Source organism: Streptomyces sp. NPDC040610 (assembly GCF_055594065.1).
The window spans coordinates 496022-520209 of sequence record NZ_JBVIXA010000006.1; the positions used below are offsets into that span (position 1 = coordinate 496022).

Consider the following 24188-nt stretch of genomic DNA (forward strand, 5'->3'; position numbering starts at 1 on the left):
CCTAGTCGGTGTCCGCCCGGGCCAGGCCCGTCCGGTAGGCGATGACGACGAGCTGGGCCCGGTCGCGGGCCTCCAGTTTCGTCATGGCGCGCTGGACGTGGGCGCGGACGGTGAAGGGGCTGAGGAACATCTGCTCGGCGATCTCCTGGTTGGACAGGCCGGTCGCGACCAGGGCCACCATCTCGCGTTCGCGCGGGGTGAGCACGGCGAGCTGTTCGGGGTGGCGCGGCGGGGCGTCGGCCGGTGTGGCCAGGAACCGGGCCACCAGGGAGCGGGTCGCGGCCGGGGACAGCAGGGTGTCGCCGTCGGCGATCGTCCGTACGGCCGCCAGCAGGTCCTCGGCCCCGATGCCCTTGCCGATGAAGCCCCCGGCGCCCGCGCGCAGCGCCTGCGCGACGTACTCGTCGGTCTCGTACGTGGTGAGGATCAGGATGCGGCTGGCCCGCAGGTCCGGGTCCGCGCAGATCTCCGACGTGGCGGTGAGGCCGTCCACCTCGGGCATCCGGATGTCCATGATCACCACGTCCGGGCGCAGTTGCCGGGTGAGCCGCACTGCCTCCCTGCCGTCGGCGGCCTCGCCGACCACGGTGATGTCGTCGGCGGATTCGAGAAGCAGCCGGAAGGCCCCGCGCAGCAGGGCCTGGTCGTCGGCGAGCAGCACGCGGAGGGTCATGGCGCGCCCCCGGCCTGTCCGGCCTCTCCGACTTCTCCGGCGCCCGGCTCTCCGGCGCCCGGCCGTCCGGCACCTGTCGCTCCGTCAGGCAGCGGCTCCTCGATGGGTGTCGCCCCGTCCGTCATCCGTCCCCCGACAGTCGTCGTCCCGTCAGCCATCCGCCCCTCGGCACTCATCGCTCCGTCCGTCATCCGCCCCTCGGCACTCGTCGCCCCGTCCCCGCTCCGCGTCGTGTCCTTGGCGGGCGGCAGGGGCAGTTCGGTGGAGACGAGGAAGCCGCCCTCCGGGCGCCTGCCCGCGGAGAGTCGTCCTCCGACCGCGGTGGCGCGTTCGCGCATCCCGATCAGACCGTAACCGGGCGGACGTTCCGTCGTCGTGGCCGCGCCCGCTCCGGTGGCCGCGTTCGGCGTCGTACGGGATCCCCTGCCGTCGTCGGTGACGGTGATGGTCACGCGGTCGCGGTTCCAGGCGAGGCGCACCCGGGCGCTGCCGGTACCGGCGTGCTTGGTCACGTTGGTCAGGGCCTCCTGGACGATGCGGTAGGCGGTGAGGTCGACTCCCGGCGGCAGTGGCCTGGCCGTGCCCTCCTCGTGCACCGACACCTCGAGGCCCGCGCGGCGGAAGGACTCCAGGAGCGTGGGGAGCCGGGACAGTCCGGGCGCCGGTTCGGCGGGCCGGGCTGTTTCCCCGGGCTCCATGTCCTCGGACTGGCGCAGCAGGCCGACCGTGGCCCGCAGGTCGTCGAGCGCGTCGCTGGTGGTCTCGACGAGTTCCTTGAGGCTCTTGCGGGTCTGCTCCGGGCGGGTGTCGAAGAGGTGGGCGGCGACCGTGGCCTGCGCGTTGGCCAGGGTGATCTGATGGGCCACCAGGTCGTGCAACTCCCGGGCGATGCGCACCCGTTCCTCGGCCACTCTCCGGCGCGCCTCGCTGTCCCTGCTCTCCTCGGCCCGCAGGGCCCGCTCCTCCACGGCCGCCAGATAGGCCCGCCGGTTCCGCACCGAGCGCCCGAGCACCCCGGCCACGAGGGGGAACGCCGCCACCGCCCCCACCCTGCTCGCGTCCTTCCAGGAGAGGGCCCCGAACAAGGGGGTGGCGGCGAGCAGGAGTCCCGCGGAGATGAGCGACACCGCGAGCGCCGCGCGCCGTTCGTCGCGCACGGTGCGCGCGTAGGAGTAGGCGGTGATCACCGCGGGCGCCACGATGAGCGGGCTCAGCAGGAGGCCAAGCGGCGGCACGAGGATGCCGCTCGCGGTCGTGACCGCCATGACGGCCAGGGGCGCCCGGTGCCGCAGCGGCAGTACGGCACTGGACACCACGGCGATGGCGTAGGCGGCGGCGGACGGCGGTGACAGCGGGCCGTCGTCGTCGCGCAGCACACCGCCGAGCAGGCAGAGCGCGAACGCCGTCGCCGTGACCGCGCCCTCCCGCCACCACGTGCCGCGTGCGCGCGGGCCACCGCCGTCCGGGTGCTTCATGACCGGCTCAGTACCGGTGCCGGCCGACGGGCAGCGGCTGCGGCGCCGCGTCCGCCACGGCAGCGGGGCCCGGGACGTGCCTGTTCAGCTTCTCGCCCTCGATGTCCACGTTCGGCAGCACGCGGCTCAGGATACGGGGCAGCCACCAGGCCCGGTGGCCGAGCAGGGCGAGGACCGCGGGCACGATCGCCATCCGCACCACGAAGGCGTCGAAGGCGACGGCGGCGGCCAGGCCGACGCCCATCGTCTGGATGGTCGGGCTGCTCATCCCGATGAATCCGGCGAAGACGCTGACCATGATGATCGCCGCCGCGGCCACCACCCGTCCGCTGTGCCGGAACCCGGTGACGATGGCCTCGCCGGGGGAAGCCCCATGGACGTACGCCTCCCGCATCCGGGTGAGCAGGAAGACCTCGTAGTCCATGGCTAGGCCGAACACGATCCCGATGACGAGGATCGGCATCAGCGACATGACGGGGCCGGTCTGTTCGATGCCGAGCAGGTCCGCCGCCCAGCCCCACTGGAAGACGGCGACGAGGACACCGAAGGCGGCACCCACCGACAGCAGGAAGCCGAGGGCTGCCTTGACGGGGACCAGGACCGAGCGGAACACCACCATCAGCAGGAGCACCGCCAGGCCGATGACCACCGTCAAGTAGGGGATGAGGGCGTCGGACATGGCTTCGGAGATGTCGATGTTCATCGCGGTCTTGCCGGTCACCAGGACGCCCGCGCCGGTGTCGGCCTCGACGCCGGAGACCGCGCCCCGGATCGCGTTGACCAGGTCCTTGGTCTCGCCGCTGTTCGGCGCGGTCTTCGGTATGGCAGTGAGGACGGCCGTGTCCTTGGTCCTGCTGAGCACCGGATCACCGACCGACGCGACCCCGTCCACGCCCCGCACGGCCTTGACGACCAGGTCCGTCGCGGCCCGGGTGTCCGCCGCCCTCGACGAGTCCACGACCACGGTCAGCGGGCCGTTGAAGCCGGGGCCGAAGCCGTCCGACAGCAGGTCGTAGGCGCGGCGCTGGGTGGTCTCCACCGACTTGGACTCGTCTCCGGGCAGGCCGAGTTCGAGGCTCAGCGCCGGTGTCGCGACGGCGCCGAGACCGAGTCCGGCGACCATCAGGACGGCCACGGGGCGACGCAGCACGAACCGCGCCCAGCGGGTGCCGAGCCCGGGACGGCTTGCCGGGTGCTCGCTCCCCTCCTTTTGGTACGCGGGTGTCCTGCGGGCGGCGCGCGACAGCACCCGTCGGCCGAAGAAGCCGAACAGCGCCGGGACCAGCGTCAGCGCGACGAGCACGGCGAGGGCCACGGCGCCCGCTCCGCCCAGGCCCATCTTGGTGAGTTCGGGGATGCCGACTACGCCGAGGCCGACCAGGGCGATGAAGACGGTCGCCCCGGCGAAGACGACGGCGGATCCGGCCGTGCCCGCCGCCCGGCCCGCGGCCTCCTCCGGGTCGCTGCCCCGGGCGCGCTCGTCGCGGTAGCGGGAGGTGATGAAGAGCGCGTAGTCGATGCCGACCGCGAGGCCCAGCATCAGCGCCAGGATGGCGACGGTGTCCGTCAGGCCCAGCGGCACGGCGAGCGCGGAGACCAGGCCGAAGGCGATGGCCACGCCCACGAACGCGGTGAGGAGCGAAAGCCCGGCCGCGACCAGCGACCCGAGGGTGAGGACGAGGACGACGGCCGCCACCGCCACGCCGATGAGCTCCGTCGTACCGCCCGGTGCCTCTTCCGACTCCAGGGCCGAGCCGCCGATCTCCACGGTCAGACCCGTGTCCCTGGCCTTGCTCGCGGCGTCCTCCAGGGCGCTCTTCGTCGACCCGGTCAGGTCACGGGCGTCGGCGGTGTAGGTGATCGTGGAGTAGGCGATGGTGCCGTCCTTGCTGACGGCGCCGGTCTTGTACGGGTCGGTGGCCGACGCGACCTGGTCGCCGCCGTCCAGCGAGCCGAGCGTGCCCTTGACGGCCGCCTTGTTCTCCCCGGCCGTCACCCGCTGCCCGTCCGGGGCCTGGAACACCAACCGGGCCTCGGCGCCCTGGGCGTTGCTCTCGGGGAAGCGCTCGTCAAGGAGGTCGAACGCCTTCTGCGACTCGGTGCCCGGCATGGAGAGGTCCTCTTCCTCCGCGGCCGGCGCCACGGCGGCGGCCGCCACGGCCAGCAACAGGGCCCCCAGCCACAGACCGCCCACGAGCCGGCGCCGCCGGAAGGCCCACCGCCCGATCCGGTAAAGAAAAGTCGCCACCTGTAGATCACTCCAGACACCGCTAGGCAAGGGAAACGCGCGAGATGCACGCGTCTCCCACAGTTGCCTCCGGCGCCCCTGCCGGGCATCGTCCCCTGCCGCCGTCTTCCCCTGGTGCCCCCGGACCAGCCGCGCACCTGTTCTGGTGCCTGCGCACTAGAAGCGTCCCTTCATCCATTCGGCCCACCCCACCTGCGTGAGCCCCGGGCGCCTCGGAGCGTGGGGGCATGACCTTCGCCGATGAGTTGAAGAGCGCCGTCACCCCGCGAGCAGCCCTGCTCGTCGTCGGTGTACTGGCGCTCCAGCTGCTGTTCATCGCCTCCTACGTGGGCGCGCTGCACCATCCGAAGCCGCGGGACGTGGCCTTCGGAGTCGTCGCCCCCGGCGACGCGGCCGCCCAGACCAGGGACAAGCTGGCGAAGCTGCCCGGTGAGCCACTGGATCCGCGCGTGGTCAAGGACGAGGCCGAGGCGCGGCGGCAGATCATCGACCGGAAGATCGACGGCGCCCTGATCGTCGACCCCCGGGGCACCACCGACACCCTCCTGGTCGCCTCCGGCGGCGGCAAGGCACTCGCCAACGCCCTGGAGATGATCGCCACCAAGGCCGACGGCGACCAGAAGCGCTCGGTGCGGCCCGTCGACGTCGCCGCCGCGTCGCCCCAGGACTTCAACGGCCTGTCGTCGTTCTACCTGGTCGTCGGCTGGTGCGTGGGCGGCTATCTGTGCGCCTCGATCATGTCGATCAGTGCGGGTTCGAAGGTCGCGAACCCCCAGCGCGCGGCGATCCGGCTCGGCGCGATGGCCCTGCTCGCCCTCGCGGGCGGCCTCGGCGGCGCGGTCATCATCGGCCCGATCCTGGGCGCCCTGCCCGGCTCGATCATGGCCCTGTGGGGCCTGGGCGCCCTGGTCACCTTCGCGGTCGGCGCGTTCACGCTCGCCCTGGAGGCGATCACCGGCGTCGTCGGCATCGGCCTGGCCGTGCTGGTCATCGTGGTGGCGGGCAACCCCAGCGCGGGCGGCGCCTTCCCCCTGCCGATGCTGCCCCCGTTCTGGGAGGCGATCGGTCCGGCCCTGCCCCCGGGCGCGGGCACGTGGGTGGCCCGCTCCATCGCGTACTTCCAGGGCAACGCGGTGACGGGCCCGCTCCTGGTCCTCTCGGCGTGGGCGGTGGCGGGAACGGCGGTGACGTTGCTGGTGGCGACGCGCAAGGCGGGCGGCCGGACGAAGACGGACGAGGCACCTGCCAGCCCGTCCGGCGTTTGAGGACGAGCCGCGAAGGGGCGAAAAGGGGGGCCAGGGGCGCAGCCCCGTGAATGTCAGACCCACCTGCGACCCTGAAGAGCATGATCCGCACACTCGCCGTCGAAAACTACCGCTCGCTGCGCAAACTGATCGTCCCGCTGGACCGCCTGAACGTCATCACGGGCGCCAACGGCACGGGCAAGTCCAGCCTGTACAGAGCGCTGCGCCTCCTCGCGGACGCGGGCCGGGGCGGCTCCGTCACTGCCCTGGCCCGGGAAGGCGGGCTCCAGTCCGCCCTGTGGGCCGGCCAGGCCAAGGCCGAGGCGACCAACATGAGACTCGGCTTCGCCGGCGACGAGTTCGGATACGCGGTCGACTTCGGGCATCCCATACCGACATCGGGCGTGGGCGCGGCCCCGTCCCTGTTCAACCTGGACCCGGAGATCAAGCGCGAGTGCACGTGGGCGGGCCCGGTCCTGCGCCCAGCGGCCCTGCTGTGCGACCGTGCGGGCCCCGCGGTGCGCACGCGGACGGCGGACGGCGGCTGGCACCGCACACAGGGCCTGCGGCCGTACGACAGCATGCTGAGCGAGCTGGCGGACCCGCAGCTCGCGCCCGACCTGCTCCGGCTGCGCGAGCTGATCCGCTCCTGGCGGTTCTACGACCACGTCCGCACCGACGCCGACGCCCCCGCCCGCGCCGCCCGCATCGGCACCCGCACCCCGGTCCTCGGCCACGACGGCGCCGACCTGGCGGCGGCCCTGCAGACCATCCGCGAGATCGGCGACGCCGGGGCGCTCGACGCCGCCGTGGACGACGCGTTCCCGGGGACGCGGGTGCGGGTCGAGGACAACGGCGGGCGGTTCGAGGTGCAGTTGCACCAGAAGGGGCTGAACCGCCCCCTCGGCGCGGCCGAGCTGTCCGACGGCACGCTGCGCTATCTGCTGTGGGCGGCCGCGCTCCTGACGCCCCGGCCGCCCTCGCTCCTGGTCCTCAACGAGCCGGAGACCAGCCTCCACCCGGACCTGCTCCGCCCCCTCGCGGACCTGATCCTGCACGCGACCAAGGACACCCAGATCGTCCTGGTCACCCACGCCGACCCGCTGGCGGAGGCGGTCTCGAAGGGGGCTCGCCGCCACCGCGTGGACGTCAACTCCATAGAGCTGGTCAAGCAGTCGGGCGAGACGGGGGTCGCGGGCCGCGAAAGCCTGCTGGACGAGCCCTTGTGGTACTGGCCCAAGCGCTGACGCACGGGCACCGAGCCCCGTAAGGGGCGCGGGGAACTGCGCGACCAGCCCCCGCAATCCGCAGACGAAAGGGGCCGCCCAGCACCCGAAGGCACCGGACGACCCACACCCGACGACAAGGCTCAGGCGGCCGACCCCACCCCGTAGAACGCCAGCCGCATCAACCCCTCCATCTCGGAGAGCATCGGCATCCGCGGGTTGGCGGGCGCGCACTGATCCGCGTACGCGTTCCTCACCTGCTGGGGCAGGGCCTCGATGAAGGCGGCCTCGTCGACCCCGGCCTCCTGGAAGGAGGCCGGGATCCCGCACCGTGCCCGCAGTTCCTCGACGGCCCGGGCGTAGGACTCCACGCCCTCCTCGGGCGTGGCCGCCGCCAGGCCCAGCATGCGGGCGATCTCCTGGAACCGCTCCGGCGCCCGGTACACCTCGGCCTTGGGCCACGGCGTGGCCTTCCCGGACACCGTGCCGTTGTGCCGGATGACATGCGGCAGCAGCACCGCGTTGGTGCGGCCGTGCGGGATGTGGAAGGTGTTGCCGAGGGTGTGCGCCATGGCGTGCACGAGGCCGAGGAAGGCGTTGGCGAAGGCCATGCCCGCGACGGTCGAGGCGTTGTGCATCTTCTCGCGGGCCTCGGGGTCGCCGGCCCCGTTCACCACGCACCGCTCCAGGTTCTCGAAGATCAGCTTGATGGCCTGGAGGCAGAGCCCGTCGGTGTAGTCGTTGGCGTACACGGAGACGTACGCCTCGGTGGCGTGGGTCAGGGCGTCGAAGCCGGAGTCGGCGGTGACGGCCGGGGGCAGCCGCAGCGGCAGGACCGGGTCGACGATGGCGACGCTCGGGGTGAGGGCGTAGTCGGCGAGCGGGTACTTCTGGGCGGCCCGCGGGTCGGAGATGACGGCGAAGGGCGTGACCTCCGAGCCCGTGCCCGAGGTCGTCGGGATGGCGATCATGCGTGCCTTCTCGCCGAGCCCGGGGAAGCGGAAAGCCCGCTTCCTGATGTCGAAGAACTTCTCCTTGGTGTCGGCGAACTCGACCTCGGGGTGCTCGTACATCAGCCACATGACCTTGGCCGCGTCCATGGGCGAGCCACCGCCGAGGCCGATTATGGTGTCCGGCCGGAAGTCCCGCATCCGGGCGGCGCCCGCGCGCACAGTGGCGAGTTCCGGGTTGGGCTCGACGTCGTCGATGACCTGCACGGTGACCGGCTCCGCGCGGGCGGCCAGGATGTCGGTGACCTTCCGTACGAAGCCGAGGTCCGACATCGTCCGGTCGGTGACGACGCAGACGCGCTCGATGCCCTCCATCTCGCCCAGGTGGCGCAGCGAGTTGCGCTCGAAGTAGATCTTCGGCGGGACCTTGAACCACTGCATGTTGGTGTTGCGCCGTCCGATCCGCTTGACGTTGACGAGGTTGACGGCGGAGACGTTGTTCGACACCGAGTTGTGTCCGTAACTGCCGCAGCCGAGGGTGAGCGAGGGCAGGAAGGCGTTGTAGACGTCGCCGATGCCGCCGAAGGTCGAGGGCGCGTTGACGATGACGCGGACCGCCTTGACGCGGCGGCCGAACTCCTCCGCCAGCGCCTCGTCCTCGGTGTGGATCGCGGCGCTGTGCCCGAGCCCGTGGAACTCGACCATCCGCGCGGCGAGTTCGATCCCCTGCTCGGTCGACTCCGCCTTCAGCGCGGCCAGTACGGGGGAGAGCTTCTCGCGGGTCAGCGGCTCGCCCTCGCCGACCTCCGCGCACTCGGCGAGCAGGATCTGGGTGTTCTCGGGCACCTCGAACCCGGCCTGCCCGGCGATCCACCGCGCGGACTTGCCGACGACGTCCGCGTTCAGCTTCGCGCCCGCGCAGTTCGCGGCGAACGCCGTGGTGCCGAAGACGAACTCCTCCAGCTTGGTCTTCTCGGCCGCCGACACCACGTACGCGCCGAGCCGCTGGAATTCGGCGATCCCCTCGTCGTACACCTCACGGTCGAGAACGACCGCCTGCTCGGAGGCGCAGATCATGCCGTTGTCGAAGGCCTTGGAGAGCACCACGTCGTGCACGGCGCGGTTCAGCTTGGCGCTGCGGGCGATGTACGCGGGGACGTTGCCCGCACCGACGCCGAGTGCGGGCTTGCCGCAGGAGTAGGCGGCGCGGACCATCGCGTTGCCGCCGGTGGCGAGGATGGTCGAGACGCCCTCGTGGCGCATGAGGAAGCCGGTGGCCGCCGTCGAAGGGTCCTCGATCCACTGCACGCAGTCCTCGGGCGCCCCGGCCGCGACGGCCGCGTCGCGGACGACGCGGGCGGCCTCGGCGGAGCACTTCTGGGCGCTCGGGTGGAAGGCGAAGACGATCGGGTTGCGGGTCTTCAGGGCGATGAGGGCCTTGAAGACGGTGGTGGAGGTGGGGTTGGTGACCGGGGTCATCGCGCAGACGACGCCGACCGGTTCGGCGATCTCGGTGATGCCGTTCAGCTCGTCGCGGGAGATGACGCCCGCGGTCTTGAGTCCGCGCATCGAGTTCACGACGTGCTCGCACGCGAAGAGGTTCTTGACGGCCTTGTCCTCGAAGAGGCCGCGCCCGGTCTCCTCGACGGCCTGCCGGGCCAGTTCCCCGTGCGCGTTCAGCGCCGCCAGGGAGGCCTTCGTGACGATGTGGTCGACCTGTTCCTGGTCGTAGGACTCGAAGCGGGCGAGCGCGGCGCGGGCCCGCCGGACCAGACCGTCCACCGACTCCTCGGCCCGCGCGTCCTCGGCCTGCGGCTCCTTCGTCTCCATGGCAGGTACTCCCTCTTCAGACCCTTGTGGTGACCTCTCCATTCGACCTCCGCGGCGCCGTCCGGAGATCAAGAAAAAGCCCTGATCCAAGAGGGAGAAAGTCCTTCCGGCAGCGCGAAATATCGCGGAAAACGATCTCTCACCTGCGTGAACACCAAGGGACCAAAGACCCTTGCGGGCTTGTGAACACATTCACAAAATCCCCGCCACCACTCCTGATCCGGCCATTCCCGCCCCACCGAAAAGGCCTGACCGGGGTGACGCACTCCACTTCCGCGCCCCGCGACCGCACATTCCGGCTATCGCGGAAACTTCCCCCGATTCCCCCCTTCCCGCCGGTCACGCGTGGTGCACCACACCCCAACCGACCGTGAGGGATCATTGCTTCACGCCACTACACACAGTTTTCAACCAACGACTGAAAGTCAGCGCCCGATGTGCTTTCGCTGTCGCCTTCGGCAAGACTCCGGTCCGTTCCGTTCGTTATTCGCAACAACAAGCAAGGGAGTGTTCGAAATGCGGTACATCTCTGGGGGGATCGCGCTGGGCGCCGCTCTCGCGCTCGGCGGTCTGGCCACCGCGGCCACCGCCGTTCCGGCGCCCGCGGCCACCGCTGCGCCCGCCGCCGCGAGTGGCTTCGCGCCCTCCGAGCTGGTGCTCACCGTCGGCTACGGCACCAAGGCCGCCGACGCCTCGATCCAGCGGGCCGTGACCCTCGGCTGTTCCTCCACCGGCGTCGGCAGCCACCCCGACGCACCCGGCGCCTGCGACCAACTGCACGCGGTCGGCGGCAAGTTCGACAAGGTGACCAAGGCGCCGACGACCACCGCCTGCACCAAGGAGTGGAACCCGATCGTGGTGACGGCACAGGGCGTCTGGGAGGGCCGACGGGTCTCGTACGAGCACACCTTCGCCAACCCCTGCGCGATGACGGCGGGTCAGGGCAAGGTCTTCAACTTCTGAGACCGCGCGGGTCCTGAGGGCCCGTGAGCCAGCCCCGCAACGCGGCCTGGGCGCCGGCCTGGAAACGGGTGTCGGCGCCCAGTTCGTCGAGCAGGCGGCTGATGCGGCGGCGCGCGGTGTGCACATGCACGCCCAACCGGCGCGCGATCGCCTCGTCCTTGAAGCCGCCCGCCAGCAGACCGAGCAGATCGCGGTGCTCGTCGGAAAGGCGCGGCCCGGCGCCGCCGAGCGGCAACGCCCGCTCCCACAGGGCCTCGAAGAGCGGCCGGAAGACGTGCTGGAGCAGCGCGTCGCGCACGACGACGGCCGCGCGGGTCGGGTCGACACCGGCCGCGGGCGGCAGCAGCGCGTCCCTGCCGTCCACCGCGATCAGCTTGGTGGGCACGTCGGCCGCGACCCGCACCCCGAGCCCCCGGTCGACCAGCGGCCCGAGCAGCCGGGTCCGGCCGGGCAGCGCGAGCCCCTCGCGGGCGAGCACCACCCGCACGCTGACCCCGCGTTCCAGCAGGGCCGCGATGCCGGTGCCGGGGTCGGCGCCCGCGACCGCCCACGGATTGAGGTAGGGCGGCCGGTCGAGGATCAGCACCTCCTTCTCGGCGCGGGCAAGGAGGTGGTCCACGTGCCGCACGATGGCGCCGGGACCGCTCACCGCCTCGACGGCCGCGACCGCGCCGGGTGCGAGGGCCGGGGCGGGTTCGAGGCGCTCGGCGATCTCGTCGGCCTGGCGCCGCAGCCGCTCCAACTCCGCCGCCTGGGCGTGCAGTTCCGCCTGTCTTCGGTGGATCAGGGCCCGCACGGCGGGCGCGGGCGGCACCGGACGCGGCAGCCCGGCACGGCCGAAGGACCCGGCCCCCGCCCCGGCTCCGCCCGCACCCCTTTCCGCGCCTTCGCCCGGACCCGCGCCCCCGCCCCCGCCCGCGCCGGAGTCCGGGTCCCCACCCGGCTCCGTGTCCGCGTACGGAACCGTGAACCCGTGCTCCCGCAGCCGGGACAGCGACCGCTCCAACTGCCCCCGCGTGAGCCCCAGTTCCCGCCGCAGCTGCTCGGCGTCACGGGCCGCCGGGGCCCGCTGCCGCAGCAGCGCCCCGTACACCCGCTCGTCCGCCTCCCCCAGGCCCAGGTCGCGCAGCGCGCTTCCCTTGCCGCTCCCCATGGTCATGTCGGGCAGTCTCACCCCGCCCCACGACGCACACAAGTGTGCGGCCCCACTTGTGACCAGTCGTTATTCCTTGATCAACATACGGGCAACGACTTGCATGAGCACGGCAAGTACATGGTGCGCTCTTTTCTGCGCGTGGAGGGGAACTTGAGAAGCTCACGCAGACGGACACGAATAACGGGGAGCGCGGCGCTGCTCGGCGCCGCGGCACTGCTCGCCTCCGGAGTACCGGCGGCCCAGGCCGCTCCGGCGGCTCCCGATGGCCCGGCCACCGAGGTCGTCCCCGGCAAGGGCACGGCGACCCCGGCCCTGGTCGACGGGATCGCCGAGGCCGCCAAGGACTCGGGCAGCCCGGCCGACGCGGCCCGCGGCCACCTCGCGGCCAAGAAGGGCCGCTACGGAATACCGGACCCGCGCCGGGACCTGAGCACCGAGTCGACGCTGCGGCACGGCGACAGCGAGACCGTGCGCTTCCAGCAGAAGCACCGGGGCGTGCCGGTCCTCGGCGGCCAGTATCTGGTGCGGATGGAGAAGAAGGACGGCGAACGGGTCGTCACCGGCACCTCCGGGAAGTACTTCACGGGCCTCGCGGTCGGCACGAAGGCCGAGGTCGCGGAGCGGACGGCCGTCGAGCGCGCCGTGGCCGCGACCGCCGCCGGGGACGGCCGGACGGGCAGCCTGACCAAGCTGGCCCCCACGTCCCGCACGGCCGGTGGCGCCAAGGCCAAGGGCAAGGCCGCGAGCGGCTCCAAGGACGGCGGCGGCCACGCCCTCTCCGGCGCCTCCCACGGCCTGGTCGTCCTGCCCCAGGGCGAGGGCCTCCTGACGTACCACGTCACCGTCTCCGGCAGCGACCCGGCGACCGGCGCCCCGGTGAAGCAGGAGGTGTACGTCGACGCGGCGTCCGGCTTCCCCGTACTCCAGTACTCGGCGATCCAGACCATCGACGGCCCCGGCGACGGCTTCCCCGGCGCCGAGGGCAGCGGGGTCAGGCTCGACGGCAAGAAGGTCGGCCTCGACGTCGCGCACGAAGCCACCTCGGACTCGTACCAGCTCCGGGACTACCGCCACCAGTGGGACGGCAGCAAGAACGCCCTGACCACCTGGGACGCGCGGGGTGTCGACGCCAATGACGCGTCGGGGCGCTGGCCGCAGGGGATCACCGAATTCGCCTCCAAGACCAAGGAGTTCGGCAAGGAGGCGACCGACTCGGGCGCGGTCGACGCGCACTGGGCGGCCGGGCAGGTCCACGAGTACTACAAGAAGAAGCACGGCCGTGACAGCCTCGACGGCAAGGGCATGGCCATCAACTCCCTGGTGGGCGTGACCGACGGCGGCTTCCCGTTCGTCAACGCCTACTGGGACGGCCAGAAGATGGTGTACGGCGGCGGCGACGAGGAGTTCAAGCCGCTCTCCGCGGATCTGGACGTGGTCGGCCACGAGATGACGCACGGCGTCGTCGAGCACACCGCGGGCCTGGTCTACGTCGGCCAGTCCGGCGCCCTGAACGAGGCCATCGCCGACTACTTCGGCAACGCCATCGACGTGAACGCCTCGAAGACGCCGATGGACGACCCCAAGGCCGGGCTCATCGGCGAGGACCTCTGCCGCACCCAGTCCCCCGCCGACTGCGCGCTGCGCGACCTGAACGACGGCCGCACCACCGCGAAGGACTTCCTCGGCGTCACCATCGGCACCGACAGCGGCGGCGTGCACCTCAACTCCACGATCGTCTCCGGCGCGCTGTGGGACATCCGTGAGGACCTGGGCGCCACCCTCGCCGACAGGATCGTCTACAAGGCGCTCGCGGAGTACCTGACGCCGCTCGACGGCTACACCGACGCCCGCAACGCCGTGGTCGCCGCGGCCAAGGACCTCGGCGTCAAGGGCGCGAAGCTGCGCACCGTGCACCGCTCGTTCGACGCGCACGGCATCACCAAGGGCTGGGAGAAGGCCATCGGCGCCGACTCCGAGAAGCTCCTCGGCGACCTGAACGCCACCCGGGTCGGCGGCAGGCTGCCGAACACCGGCGCGGGTGCGGGCGGCGGCTGGTGGGCCGCCTCGAAGTCCGACGACGAGGGCCAGGAGGCCTTCTCCGTGTACGCGGGCCGCACCGACGGCACCGGCACGCCGAAGCTGCTCAGCCCCAACGACGGGCGCTACCACGTCTACCCGGACACCGACGGCAAGCGCGCGGTGTGGGTGGCGTACGGGCCGACCAGCGTGGAGATCCTGTCCCGGCCGCTGACCGGCGGCCCGGTCAAGAAGCTGTGGTCGGCGGGCACCACCGTCGCCAACGTGCGCATCGCCGACGGCAACGTCACCTGGCAGGAGTCCAGCCCGCACGGCCAGCAGCGGGTGGCCTATCTGCGCCCCGGTGACCGGGAGCCGGTGTTCGTCGACGGCGGCCGCTACGACGTGGTGACCGCGCTGCCCACGATCAGCGGTGACAAGCTCGGCTACGCCAAGGTGTACACCGACAAGGACGGGCAGCAGCAGGTCTCCACGGAGATCACGGACGTGCGCACCGGCAAGCAGACGCTGGTCCCGGCCAAGGGCGGCCTCCTCGGCATCGCCACCCCGGCGATCAACGGCAAGTACCTGTACTGGCTGGTCGACGACATCGCCGACGACAACCGCATGGCCCTGCGGCGCGCGAAGCTCGACGGCACCGGCCTGACCGACATCGTGCCCGAGGACTCCAAGGACTCCTACTTCTGGAACGTGGACGCCTCCGACTCGGCGCTCACGCTCACCCAGTGGCAGCCCCAGCGGGGCTGGAGCAACGGGAACCTCACCAAGCTGGTGCAGACCGACCTGGACGGCAAGGGCCTCAAGCGGGTCTCCTGCAACCGGGGCGAGCAGACCGGCCACGCGGCCGACACCGGCAGGCGCGTGGTGTGGATCGACGGCACCACCGGCCACACGGACCTGGTGACCCGGGCCCGCCCGGCGGGCACCTGCTGATCCCCGGACACACGAACGGCGGTGCCCCGTCCACCTCACCGGGTGGGCGGGGCACCGCCTTGTGGAACCCGGCCCGCCGCCCCCTCCATGGGGCGGTGGACCGGGGCGGCTCAGACCATCGCGGCGAGCAGGTCGCGCGTGTACGCGGCACTCGGCCGCTCGAAGACCTCGTCGCGGGTCCCGGTCTCGACGATCTCGCCGCCGCGCAGCACGGCGACGCGGTCGCAGAAGTGCCGTACGACGGCCAGGTCGTGGGAGACGAAGAGCAGCGAGAGGCCCAGTTCGTCCCGCAGGTCCATCAGCAGGTTCAGGACCTGGGCCTGCACGGACACGTCGAGCGCGGACACCGGTTCGTCGGCGATGATCAGCCGGGGCCGCAGGGCGAGCGCGCGGGCGATGCCGACGCGCTGGCGCTGGCCGCCGGAGAACTCGTGCGGGTAGCGGTCCAGGTCGGCCGCGGACAGGCCGACCTGCTCCAGGAGTTCGGCCGCGCGCTCCCGGCGCTCGGCGGCACCGGCCCGGGTGTGCACCCGCAGCGGTGTGGTGACGATCTGCTCGACGGTACGACGCGGGTTCAGCGAGGCGTAGGGGTCCTGGAAGATCAGCTGCACGTCGCGGCTCAGCTCCCGGCGCAGCGCGGTGTCCCCGGCGGCGCCGGAGATGTCCCGGCCGTCGAAGCGCACCTCGCCCGCCGTGGGCCGCTGGAGCCCGGCGAGCACCCGGGCGGTGGTGGACTTCCCCGACCCGGACTCGCCGACCAGGCCGAGGGTCTCGCCCTCGTGCACGTGCAGGCTGACGCCGCGCACGGCCCGGGCGGGCTCGCGGCGGCGGCCGAGCAGGGTGCGGCCGCCGCCGAACTCCACGTGCAGGCCGGTGACCTCGGCGAGGGGGCGGCCCGTCGCGGCGATGGGCGCGCGGGCCGCGGTGCGGGGCTTCGGTTCGGGTTCGTCGACCGTCGGCAGGCGGGTGCCGGGGTCGCTGGTCAGGGTGGGGGCGGCGCCGATCAGGGCGCGGGTGTAGGGGTGTTCGGGCGCGGTGAGGACCCGCCGGGTCGGCCCCTGTTCCAGGAGGTGGCCGCCGCGCATGACGAGCATGCGGTCGGTGGCGTGCGCGACGACGCCCACGTCATGGGTGACCAGGACGACGGCGGTGCCGTGCTCGTGCCGCAATTCGTCGAGCAGATCGAGCACCTGGCGCTGGACGCGGGCGTCGAGGGCGGTGGTGGGCTCGTCGGCGACGAGCACGTCCGGGCTGTTGATCAGCGCCATGGCGATCATCACGCGCTGCCGCATGCCGCCGGAGAACTGGTGCGGGTAGTCCCGGGCGCGGGCGGCGGGGATGCCGACCCGCTCCAGCATGTCGGCGGCGCGGTCGCGGGCCTCGGCGCGGGACGCGGCCCGGTGGTGGATCCGGTAGGCCTCGGCGAGCTGCGCGCCCACCCCGTGGAAGGGGGAAAGGGCGGCGAGGGCGTCCTGGAAGACCATCGCGACCCGGTTGCCGCGCAGCGGCCGCAGCGCGCCCTCGTCCGCCCCGACGATCTCGGTGCCGCCGATCTCGATGCTCCCGGCGATCCGGGTCCGCGCCGGGTCGTGCAGCCCCAGGGCGGCGAGGCCCACGGTGGACTTGCCGGAGCCCGACTCCCCCACCAGGCCGACGACTTCGCCCCGCGCCAGGTCGAAGGTGACGCCCTCGACGGCCATGACGGTGCCGCGCGTCCCCGTGAAGGTGACGCTCAGGTCCCGTACGCGCAGCACGGGCCATTCCTTGCCGGAGCCGCTCACGCGAGCCTCACTCTCGGATCGAGCCAGGCCACCACGAGGTCGGCCAGGGCGACGAACACCACCACGAAGAACGCGGCGAGCAGCACGGTGCCGACGACGGTGGGCAGGTCGTTCTGCACCACCGCGTCCACCGCGAGCTTGCCGACGCCGCTGAGCCCGAACACGGTCTCGGTGATGAACGCGCCGCCGAGCAGCGCGCCCACCTCCAGGCCGAGGAGCTGCACCAGCGGCGCGGCGGCCCCGCGCGAGGTGTACTTCAGGTGGGCGCGCAGCGGGCCGAGCCCCTTGCCGCGCGCCGTGCGCACGTACCCCTCGTGCATGACCTCCAGCATCTGGGCGCGGGAGAGCCGGGCGAACACGGCGGCGTTGACGAAGCCGAGGACCAGGCACGGCAGGAGCAGTCCCGCGGCCCAGGCGCCGATGTCGTCGCCGGGCGAGGTGTAGCCGGGCAGCGCGAACCAGCCCGTCCGGTAGACGAGGAGGTACTGCAGGGCGTAGCCGAGGAAGTAGATCTGCACGCTGGCGCCGACCAGGGTGAAGCCGGACAGGAGCCGGTCGGTGAGGCGGCCCCGGCGCAGCGCGGACAGGAAGCCCGCGCCGATCCCGAAGACGACGATCACCGCGAGCGCGCCGCCCGCGAGCGAAAGGGTGACGGGGAAGCGGCTGGTGATGGCGGCGCGCACCGGCTCGTGCAGCGCGTAGGAGTAGCCGAGGCAGGGCGCGTCGCAGGCGATCGGGGTGCCGTCGACGTCGTTGATGGTGCGGCCCGCGACCAGGCCGCGCACATAGTCGGCGTACTGCGCGACGATCGGCTGGTCCAGGCCCATGGAGTCGCGGACCGCCGCGATCTGGGAGGCGTCGCACTTGGGTCCGCAGGCGATGACGGCCGGGTCGGAGGGGGCGGCGTAGAAGAGCGCGAAGGCGGTCGCGGAGATCGCGAGGAGCACCACGGCCGCCTGCAGCGCCCGTCGGGTGAGGTATCCGAGCATGGGTCAGGACTTCTTCAGGTACAGCCAGGCCGGGCTGATGGTGCCGTAGATCGGGTGGATGAAGGCGCCGCCGACGTCGGCGCCGCGCACCTGCTGGACGCGCTGGTGCAGGAACGGCACCAGCGGCACGTCCTTCATGATCGTGTCCTGTTCGAGGGCGATGAGCGCCTTGGCCTTCTTGGTGGCGTCGCCGATCCCGGCGATGCGGTCGAGTTCCTTGTCGACGGCCGGGTTCTTGTACCGCGGGTCGTTGTCGAGGGTGTCGCGGCGGCTGTCGAAGCGGTACGGGACGCCGGTGGCCGGGGTCGGCCAGTCCACGGACGAGGTGGACATCCACAGGTCGTACTTCGGTTCGGCGCCGCGCAGGACCTCGTTGGTGTAGGCGGGCAGCGGCAGCGGCTTGGTGACGAGTTCGATGCCGGCCTTGTCGAAGGCGTCCACGAGGACCTGGGCCAGGCGGTCGTTGACGGCGTTGGACTCGTAGGCGTAGCTGAGGCTCTTGACCGGCTTCTCGGCCTTGGCCAGGTGCTCCTTGGCCTTCTTGATGTCGCCGGTGGGCGCCACCGGGTAGGTGTCGTACGGGTGCCAGCCGACGATGGCGGGCGAGGAGTAGGTGGTGGCGATGTCGCCGACGCGCGGGCCGCCGAGGGCCTGGCGGGCCTGCTGGCGCGGGAAGAGGTAGTGGATGGCCTTGCGGACCTCCGGGTCGGCGACCCGGTCGTTGCGGATCACCAGGTGCGAGCTGAACGCGCCGCGCCGGCCGTCGACGACCAGGGCCTTCTTCTTCGGGTCGCGGTTGGCCTCGCCGATCAGCTCGGGCGGGAACTCGTTCTTGGTGGTGACGGTGGCCGCGCCGGCGCCGCGCCCGTTGAGGATCTCCTGGGCGGTGTTGAGTTCCTTCTTCTCGAAGGTGAACTCGAACTTGTCGGCGTACTGGTGGCGGATCGGGTCGGTGTCCGCCTTCCAGTGCGGGTTCTTCGCCAGGGTCAGGGACTGGTTCTGCTTGTGCTCGACGATCCGGTAGGGGCCGGTCGCGAACGGCTTGAGGTCGTAGGCGGCGCCGGTGTCCTTGTCGGGGCGCACCGGTGACGAGGAGGACTGCGCGGCCATGAACGGCACGTCGGACTGCGTCTTGTGGAAGCGGAAGACGATGGTCTTGTCGTCGGGCGTCTCGATGCGGTCGAAGTCGCCGTCCTTCTTCGGGCCGCCGTAGACCTTGCGGGCCCGCGCGAGGTCGGACTTGCCGGTCAGCCACTGCGGCCAGTACGACGGGCCGACCTCGAAGCCGGGCGCGAAGGTGCGCTCGATGCCGTACTTGACGTGCTTGGAGGTGATCGGCTTGCCGTCCTGCCAGGCGATGCCGTCCTTGAGCCGGTACGTCCAGGTGCGGCCGCCGTCGGAGGGCTTGCCGGTGTCGGTGGCGAGGTCGCCGACGAGCTTCGGCTTGCCGTCGACGATCTGGTACTGGGTGAGCTGGCGGCCCCACAGGAGCGAGGTGTTGTAGGCCTCGCCCGCGTAGATCTTCTGCGGGTCCAGGTGGGCGTAGTCGCGCAGGTTGGCGACGCGGATGGTGCCGCCCTCGCGGGCGCCGGAGACGGCCGGGGCGGGGCCCGCGCTGTCCTTCGCGCTGCCGACCCCGGCGATGAGGTCGCCCTCCTTGCGGGGCCCCGCCGCGTCCGCCTCCGACCCGGCCCCGGCCGAGCAGGAGCACAGCACGAGCATGGCGGAGGCGGCGGCGGCGAAGGGGACCGCGGTGCGCGAACTGATCCTGGGCATGGTGGAACTCCCTTGCGGGTGGGGCGGGTGGAGGGTGACGCGCGGGCGCGTCGGGGTCAGCGACGGGTACGGGGGTCGAGCGCGTCCCGTACGGAGTCGCCGAGCAGGTTGAAGGCGAGGACGAAGAGCAGGATCGTCACGCCGGGGAAGACCATGTAGGTCGGGTCGTCGTAGAAGACCTCGGAGCCGCGGGCGATCATCCGCCCCCAGTCGGGGATCGGCTCGCTGATGCCGACGCCGAGGAAGGAGAGGGCGGCCTCGGCGGTGACGATGCCGGGCAGGGCGATGGTGATGTGCACGAGCACCGGCGCCCACACGTTGGGCAGCAGTTCGCGCAGCACGATGTGGCGGCGGGACGCGCCCATGGCCCGGGCGGCCTCCACGAACTCCCGTGTCCGCAGGGACCGGACGGTGGTGCGGAGCATCATCGCCAGCGGCACCCAGCCGAACGCCGCGAAGATCACCACGAGCACGGTGAACTGCATCCAGGCGGGTTCGTTCTCGCCCGGGTCCACGAAGCGGGTCTGCACGATCGGGCTGAGCGCGAGGAAGAGCAGCAGCGTGGGGAAGGCGAGGAGCACGTCGCAGACGAAGGTGAAGACGCGGTCGGCGAGCCCGCTCAGGTAGCCGACGGTCACACCGAGCACGACGCCGAGGACCGCGATCACGAGGACGGCGGCGCCCGCGACCAGCAGGGAGGTGCGGATGCCGTACAGGAGCTGGGTGAACACGTCCCGGCCGAGGCCGGGTTCGAGGCCGAACCAGAAGTCGTCGGACATTCCGCCGCCCGGCAGCACCGGCAGGCCCTCCGGGCTGAGCAGTCCCGGTTCGTTCTGGCCGTAGTGCTCGGTGGGGTTCTTGCCGTACGCGGCGGCGACGAGCGGCGCGGCGAGGGCGAGCAGCGCGAACAGGGCCACCACACACAGCGCGGCGAGGCCGAGCCGGTCCCGGCGGAAGGCGCCGACGGCCGCGGCGAGCGGGCCGCGGGACCCTGGGTGTGGCGCGTCGGCCATGCTGCCCAACTCCTGATGACGTGCGGACGCGGAGGTTTCCCGCGTCGAGGTGCGCATCATTAGAGCCAGCGAAGCGGAGCCTTTGCAAATCCCCCACAGAAAGCATTTCGGGAATGCTGCGTAGTTTTACAGCGGCGCAACATTACAAGCCCCCATAGTGGTATGAACTCGGACATCTCGCCGCAATGAGATCTGCGCCACAGAACCTCGCCACGGAAGGCAACACGGCACTTCGACCTTGCTTAGGAAGGTCATCTAGATGCAATACCTGCGCATCATGGGGCAGTCTACGCGCGTCACCCCTTGGGAATTCAGGGATCACGAATTCTTCAAGCTGCCTTCTTAATTCTCTTGGAAAACACCGAAGGGCCCCGGAAACCGAATGGTTTCCGGGGCCCTTCGTCGTGCTCGAACCGGGCGTCAGCCGATTTCCGCCCCGAAGGCCTCGAGGGCCTCGGGCACCGGCTGGAAGAACGTCTCGCCGCCGGAGCTGCAGTCACCGCTGCCGCCGGACGTCAGGCCGAGGGCCGTGTCGCCCGCGAACAGCGCGCCGCCGCTGTCGCCGGGCTCCGCGCACACGTCGGTCTGGATGAGCCCGTTCACGATGTCGCCGTTGCCGTAGTTCACGGTGGCGTCCAGGCCCGTGACCTTGCCGTCGTGGAGCTGCGTGGTGGAGCCGCTGCGCTGCACCTCCTGGCCGACGGTCGCGGCCCCGGCCTTGGTGATCTTCTGCGTGCTGCCGTTGTAGAGGTTCACCTCGCTCGGGTGCGCGGTGTCGCCGGAGTACTTGACGATGCCGTAGTCGTTGTCGGGGAAGCTGGAGCCCACGTTCTCACCGATGGCCGGGCCGCCCTGCTCCTCGGACCAGCTCTTGACGGCCTCCGTGCAGTGCCCCGCGGTCAGGAAGTGCGGGGCGCCGTCCTTGACCACGTTGAAGCCGAGCGAGCAGCGGCTGCTGCCGCCGAAGATGGCGTCGCCACCGGCGATGAAGGGCTTGAACTCTCCCTTGGAGTGCTTCAGTTCGGCCTTCTCGCCGAGGCCGTCGACGACCGACGTCAGCTTCTTCAGGTCGGCGCCCTTGACCGTGCGGTCCACGGTGACGACGACCTTGTTGGTGGCCGGGTCGGTGGCCCACGAGCTGCCGGGGACCGAGGCCTTGTCGGTGAGCGTGGTGCGGGCGCCCTTGAGCTCGGCGAGGGAGTTCTCGACCAGTCTGGCCTTGGCGCCGGCGGACTCGACGGCGTCCTTGGCGTTGTCGTCGAGGACGTTCACGACGAGGTTCTTGGCCCGCGCGTCGTAGTACGTTCCCGCGGCGTCGGCGCCCAGCTCCTTGTCGAGCGAGGAGGCGAGCTTTCCGGCCTTCGCGATGGACAGCGTGTCCGGCTTCGGGGTGGGGGTGTCCTCACTCGCGTTCGCAGTCTGGAAGGTGACGGCCGCGCCGATCAGAGCGACGACACCCGCGCCTGCCATGGCGGCACGGCGCTTGGGTATGCGGCGGTGCTTCAACTCGCGTCCTCCTGTGGGGGGTCGGTCCGCTCCGGTGTGGGGACCTCGGCGGCCGAAAGGCGTACGCGCATGGCGGGCTGACGGTGGGAAAGCCGCGTCCATGCCAATGGGACGCGGCCCACTATTCCCAGCGGGCGAGGTCGCACACAAGGTCTACTTCCGGACGCACGCGTTCCAACGCCCCCGCGCCCCAGCCCTGTTGACCGTCCGTGGTCTCACCACGTCGGTTCCCGCTGCAAACACCGCGTGCGAGCGGCGATCGGCAGCGGGTGAGGACTAGTCCTGTCCGGTTCTCGACGCTCGGCGGCCGGGCGCGGGCGGCGTGGAGGCAGCGAAGAGCCCCCGCCCAGGAGTGGGGCGGGGGCTCGACGGCCGCTGACTGCAAGGGGTACGGAGACCGCCTGCCGTACGGGTACGGAGGTGGGTGTCAGTACACGCTCACGTTGTACGCGCGCAGGGCCTCGGTGACCGGCTGGAAGAACGTCGTGCCGCCGGAGGAGCAGTTGCCGCTGCCGCCGGAGGTCAGGCCGAGCGCCGTGGAACCGGCGTAGAGCGGGCCGCCGCTGTCGCCGGGCTCGGCGCAGACGGTGGTCCGGATCATGCCGTACACGATGTCCCCGTTGCCGTAGTTCACCGTGGCGTTCAGGCCCGTGACGCGGCCGGAGTGGGTGCCGGTGGTGGAGCCGCGGCGCGTCACGCTCTGGTTGACGGTCGGGTCGGCGGCGCGGGTGATGTCCTGGCTGCCCACGGTGCCGGACTTGGTGATCGAGTTGTTCGTGTACCTGACGATGCCGTAGTCGTTCGTCGGGAAGCTGGAGCCGTGCGTGCTGCCGAGCACGGTGGTCTTCGCCGAGTTGGCCCACCAGGTGCCCGCGCCGTCGGTGCAGTGGCCCGCGGTGAGGAAGTAGTAGGTGCTGCCGCTGCGCACGTTGAAGCCGAGCGAGCAGCGCCAACTGGTGGCGTACGTGGCGTCGCCGCCGGAGATGTACTTCTGGAACTTGCCCGGCGTCCGCTCGATCTTCAGGGCGCCGGCCTTGTCGCCCGCGGCCTGCTTCAGCGAGGCGATCTCGGCCTTGGAGACCGTGCTGTCGGCGGTGACCACGACCTGCTTGGTCTTGGGGTCGACGTTCCAGGCGGTGCCCGCGACGTCCGCCTTCAGGACGGCGTCGCTGGCCGCCGTCAGGTCGGAGGCGCTGTAGGTGCGGGACTCGTCCGCGCTGGCGGCGGGCACGGCGAGGGCGGCCGCGGCCACGAGCCCGGTCGCGACGGCGACCGTGCGGGAGTGTCTCGATATACCGCTGCGGGGGGTGGTGCGCTTGATCCTCACTGCTGGTTCCTCCCGAGGGAAGTCAGGGGGCCCATGTGGGTTGGGGGCCCGTGAGGCGCGGTCGAAGGACCGGTGGATTCCGGTTACACCGTGTCCCTGACAAGCGCTGCTCGGGAGTATTGGGTCCGCCGTGACACCGCACAAGGGGTGCCTTTCGGCCCGAGCGGCCGATACACGACGACCGGCCCCGGCGGTGTCGCGGATGCGGCACACCACCGGGGCTCTGGGTCATCGGCGTCCTGTCAGACGTAATCGCGGCGGGAAAGGTTCCGTTCCCCGGCGGCGATCTCGGCGGTGAGGGTGTTGCCGGGGGGCGGGAAGGGGCAGATGAAGTGGTCGGCGAAGGCGCACGGGGGCAGCAGCGACCGGTTGAAGTCGACGCTCGTACGGCCCTGTTCGTCGGGCGCGGCGGGCCGCAGGAACCGGAACCGGTAGCTGGAGACACCGCTGGTCCCGTCCGCGAACACCGCCCACAGCGAGCCGTCGCCCTCGACGCTCACCTGCAGCGTGTGCTCCCGCCCTGCCAGCGTGAAGGCGAGTTCACCGCCGAGCCCGAGCCCCCGCTCCACGCCGTCCGCGTTCCCGACGCGCACGGTGCGGTCCCGCTCGTACGGTGTGAAGCGGCCCTCGACCGCGAAGCCCGGGTCGTACGCGGTGACGTCGATGCCGGTGAAGGCGCCCCGCGCGGGCGCGTCCGGGTCGAAGTCGCGCACCGCCCAGAGCCCTTCGCGGCGCAGCACCACCAGGCGCCGCTCGCCGAGCCCGAGCCGGGCGGCGGTGACGGGGCCGGGGTCGGGCGCAAGGCGGGCCGTACCGGCGAAGGGCTGCCCGTCGAGGGTGAGTCCGTCGTCCGCCGCGGCCGTCAGGACGAGGTCGTCGCCGTCCTCGGCCCAGTGTCCGGGGAGGCCGGGCAGGGCGCCTTCGGGGTGGTCGGCGAGCCAGTGCGTGCCGGTGAGGGCCAGCGGGCCGTAGGGCGCGGAGACGGTGGCCGTGCGCAGCTCGTGCCACTCCTTGAAGTCCCGCAGTGTGTCTTCGGTCGTGCTCATGGTGTGCAACCCTTC

General features: G+C 71.8%; 16 protein-coding genes. 4 read left to right on the top strand and 12 right to left on the bottom strand.

What is annotated here, in order from left to right:
* Window position 1: 1 nt before the first annotated feature.
* The 3 genes from ACZ6AA_RS23600 to ACZ6AA_RS23610 are packed head-to-tail and all read right to left on the bottom strand — an operon-like array spanning window position 2 to window position 4396.
* Window positions 2-673 (bottom strand): response regulator transcription factor, encoded by a 672-nt coding sequence (locus tag ACZ6AA_RS23600; RefSeq protein WP_468480625.1) that lies wholly within the window; start codon window positions 671-673, stop codon window positions 2-4.
* Window positions 670-2148: a sensor histidine kinase gene (locus ACZ6AA_RS23605; RefSeq protein ID WP_471459772.1), complete on the bottom strand. Its 1479-nt coding sequence runs from the start codon at window positions 2146-2148 to the stop codon at window positions 670-672. Before ACZ6AA_RS23605 ends, ACZ6AA_RS23600 begins: the two co-directional genes overlap by 4 nt.
* Window positions 2149-2155: 7 nt before the next feature.
* Window positions 2156-4396 (bottom strand): MMPL family transporter, encoded by a 2241-nt coding sequence (locus tag ACZ6AA_RS23610; RefSeq protein ID WP_471459774.1) that lies wholly within the window; start codon window positions 4394-4396, stop codon window positions 2156-2158.
* 227 nt (window positions 4397-4623) lie between these two features.
* On the opposite strand from ACZ6AA_RS23610, the gene ACZ6AA_RS23615 reads away from it, so the two are divergent.
* The gene (locus tag ACZ6AA_RS23615; RefSeq protein ID WP_471459776.1) at window positions 4624-5661 is read left to right on the top strand and encodes a DUF3533 domain-containing protein; all 1038 of its coding nucleotides are present in this window, start codon (window positions 4624-4626) and stop codon (window positions 5659-5661) included.
* Between the two features lie 80 nt (window positions 5662-5741).
* Window positions 5742-6887, top strand: coding sequence for an AAA family ATPase (locus ACZ6AA_RS23620; protein WP_471459778.1), 1146 nt, complete (start codon window positions 5742-5744; stop codon window positions 6885-6887).
* Window positions 6888-7009: 122 nt separating this feature from the next.
* On the opposite strand, the gene adhE is transcribed toward ACZ6AA_RS23620, so the two are convergent.
* Complete coding sequence (gene adhE / locus ACZ6AA_RS23625; RefSeq protein WP_471459780.1) at window positions 7010-9646, bottom strand: bifunctional acetaldehyde-CoA/alcohol dehydrogenase; 2637 nt, start codon at window positions 9644-9646, stop codon at window positions 7010-7012.
* 516 nt (window positions 9647-10162) lie between these two features.
* Here adhE and ACZ6AA_RS23630 point away from each other — a divergent pair.
* Window positions 10163-10609, top strand: a complete 447-nt coding sequence (locus tag ACZ6AA_RS23630) for a subtilase-type protease inhibitor (protein ID WP_468452782.1) — start codon at window positions 10163-10165, stop codon at window positions 10607-10609.
* Here ACZ6AA_RS23630 and ACZ6AA_RS23635 read toward each other — a convergent pair.
* Window positions 10599-11768, bottom strand: coding sequence for a helix-turn-helix domain-containing protein (locus tag ACZ6AA_RS23635; protein ID WP_468480621.1), 1170 nt, complete (start codon window positions 11766-11768; stop codon window positions 10599-10601). The two genes, ACZ6AA_RS23630 and ACZ6AA_RS23635, sit on opposite strands and share 11 nt — an antisense overlap.
* 147 nt (window positions 11769-11915) lie before the next feature.
* On the opposite strand from ACZ6AA_RS23635, the gene ACZ6AA_RS23640 reads away from it, so the two are divergent.
* Window positions 11916-14735: a M4 family metallopeptidase gene (locus ACZ6AA_RS23640; RefSeq protein ID WP_471459782.1), complete on the top strand. Its 2820-nt coding sequence runs from the start codon at window positions 11916-11918 to the stop codon at window positions 14733-14735.
* A gap of 110 nt (window positions 14736-14845) precedes the next feature.
* Here ACZ6AA_RS23640 and ACZ6AA_RS23645 read toward each other — a convergent pair whose 3' ends face one another.
* The 7 genes from ACZ6AA_RS23645 to ACZ6AA_RS23675 form a co-directional block, all read right to left on the bottom strand.
* On the bottom strand, window positions 14846-16516 hold the full coding sequence (locus ACZ6AA_RS23645; RefSeq protein WP_468452776.1) for a dipeptide ABC transporter ATP-binding protein: 1671 nt from the start codon (window positions 16514-16516) through the stop codon (window positions 14846-14848).
* Window positions 16513-17505, bottom strand: coding sequence for an ABC transporter permease (locus ACZ6AA_RS23650; protein WP_468452774.1), 993 nt, complete (start codon window positions 17503-17505; stop codon window positions 16513-16515). Before ACZ6AA_RS23650 ends, ACZ6AA_RS23645 begins: the two co-directional genes overlap by 4 nt.
* A gap of 3 nt (window positions 17506-17508) precedes the next feature.
* A complete protein-coding gene (locus tag ACZ6AA_RS23655; RefSeq protein WP_471459785.1) occupies window positions 17509-19281 on the bottom strand; it encodes an ABC transporter substrate-binding protein in 1773 nt (590 codons plus the stop codon).
* 56 nt (window positions 19282-19337) lie between these two features.
* Window positions 19338-20294 (bottom strand): ABC transporter permease, encoded by a 957-nt coding sequence (locus ACZ6AA_RS23660; protein WP_471459787.1) that lies wholly within the window; start codon window positions 20292-20294, stop codon window positions 19338-19340.
* Between the two features lie 420 nt (window positions 20295-20714).
* Complete coding sequence (locus ACZ6AA_RS23665; protein WP_468452769.1) at window positions 20715-21800, bottom strand: S1 family peptidase; 1086 nt, start codon at window positions 21798-21800, stop codon at window positions 20715-20717.
* A gap of 427 nt (window positions 21801-22227) precedes the next feature.
* On the bottom strand, window positions 22228-23127 hold the full coding sequence (locus ACZ6AA_RS23670) for a S1 family peptidase (protein WP_468452767.1): 900 nt from the start codon (window positions 23125-23127) through the stop codon (window positions 22228-22230).
* Window positions 23128-23369: 242 nt separating this feature from the next.
* A complete protein-coding gene (locus ACZ6AA_RS23675; RefSeq protein ID WP_468452765.1) occupies window positions 23370-24173 on the bottom strand; it encodes a DUF1684 domain-containing protein in 804 nt (267 codons plus the stop codon).
* Window positions 24174-24188 lie beyond the last annotated feature (15 nt).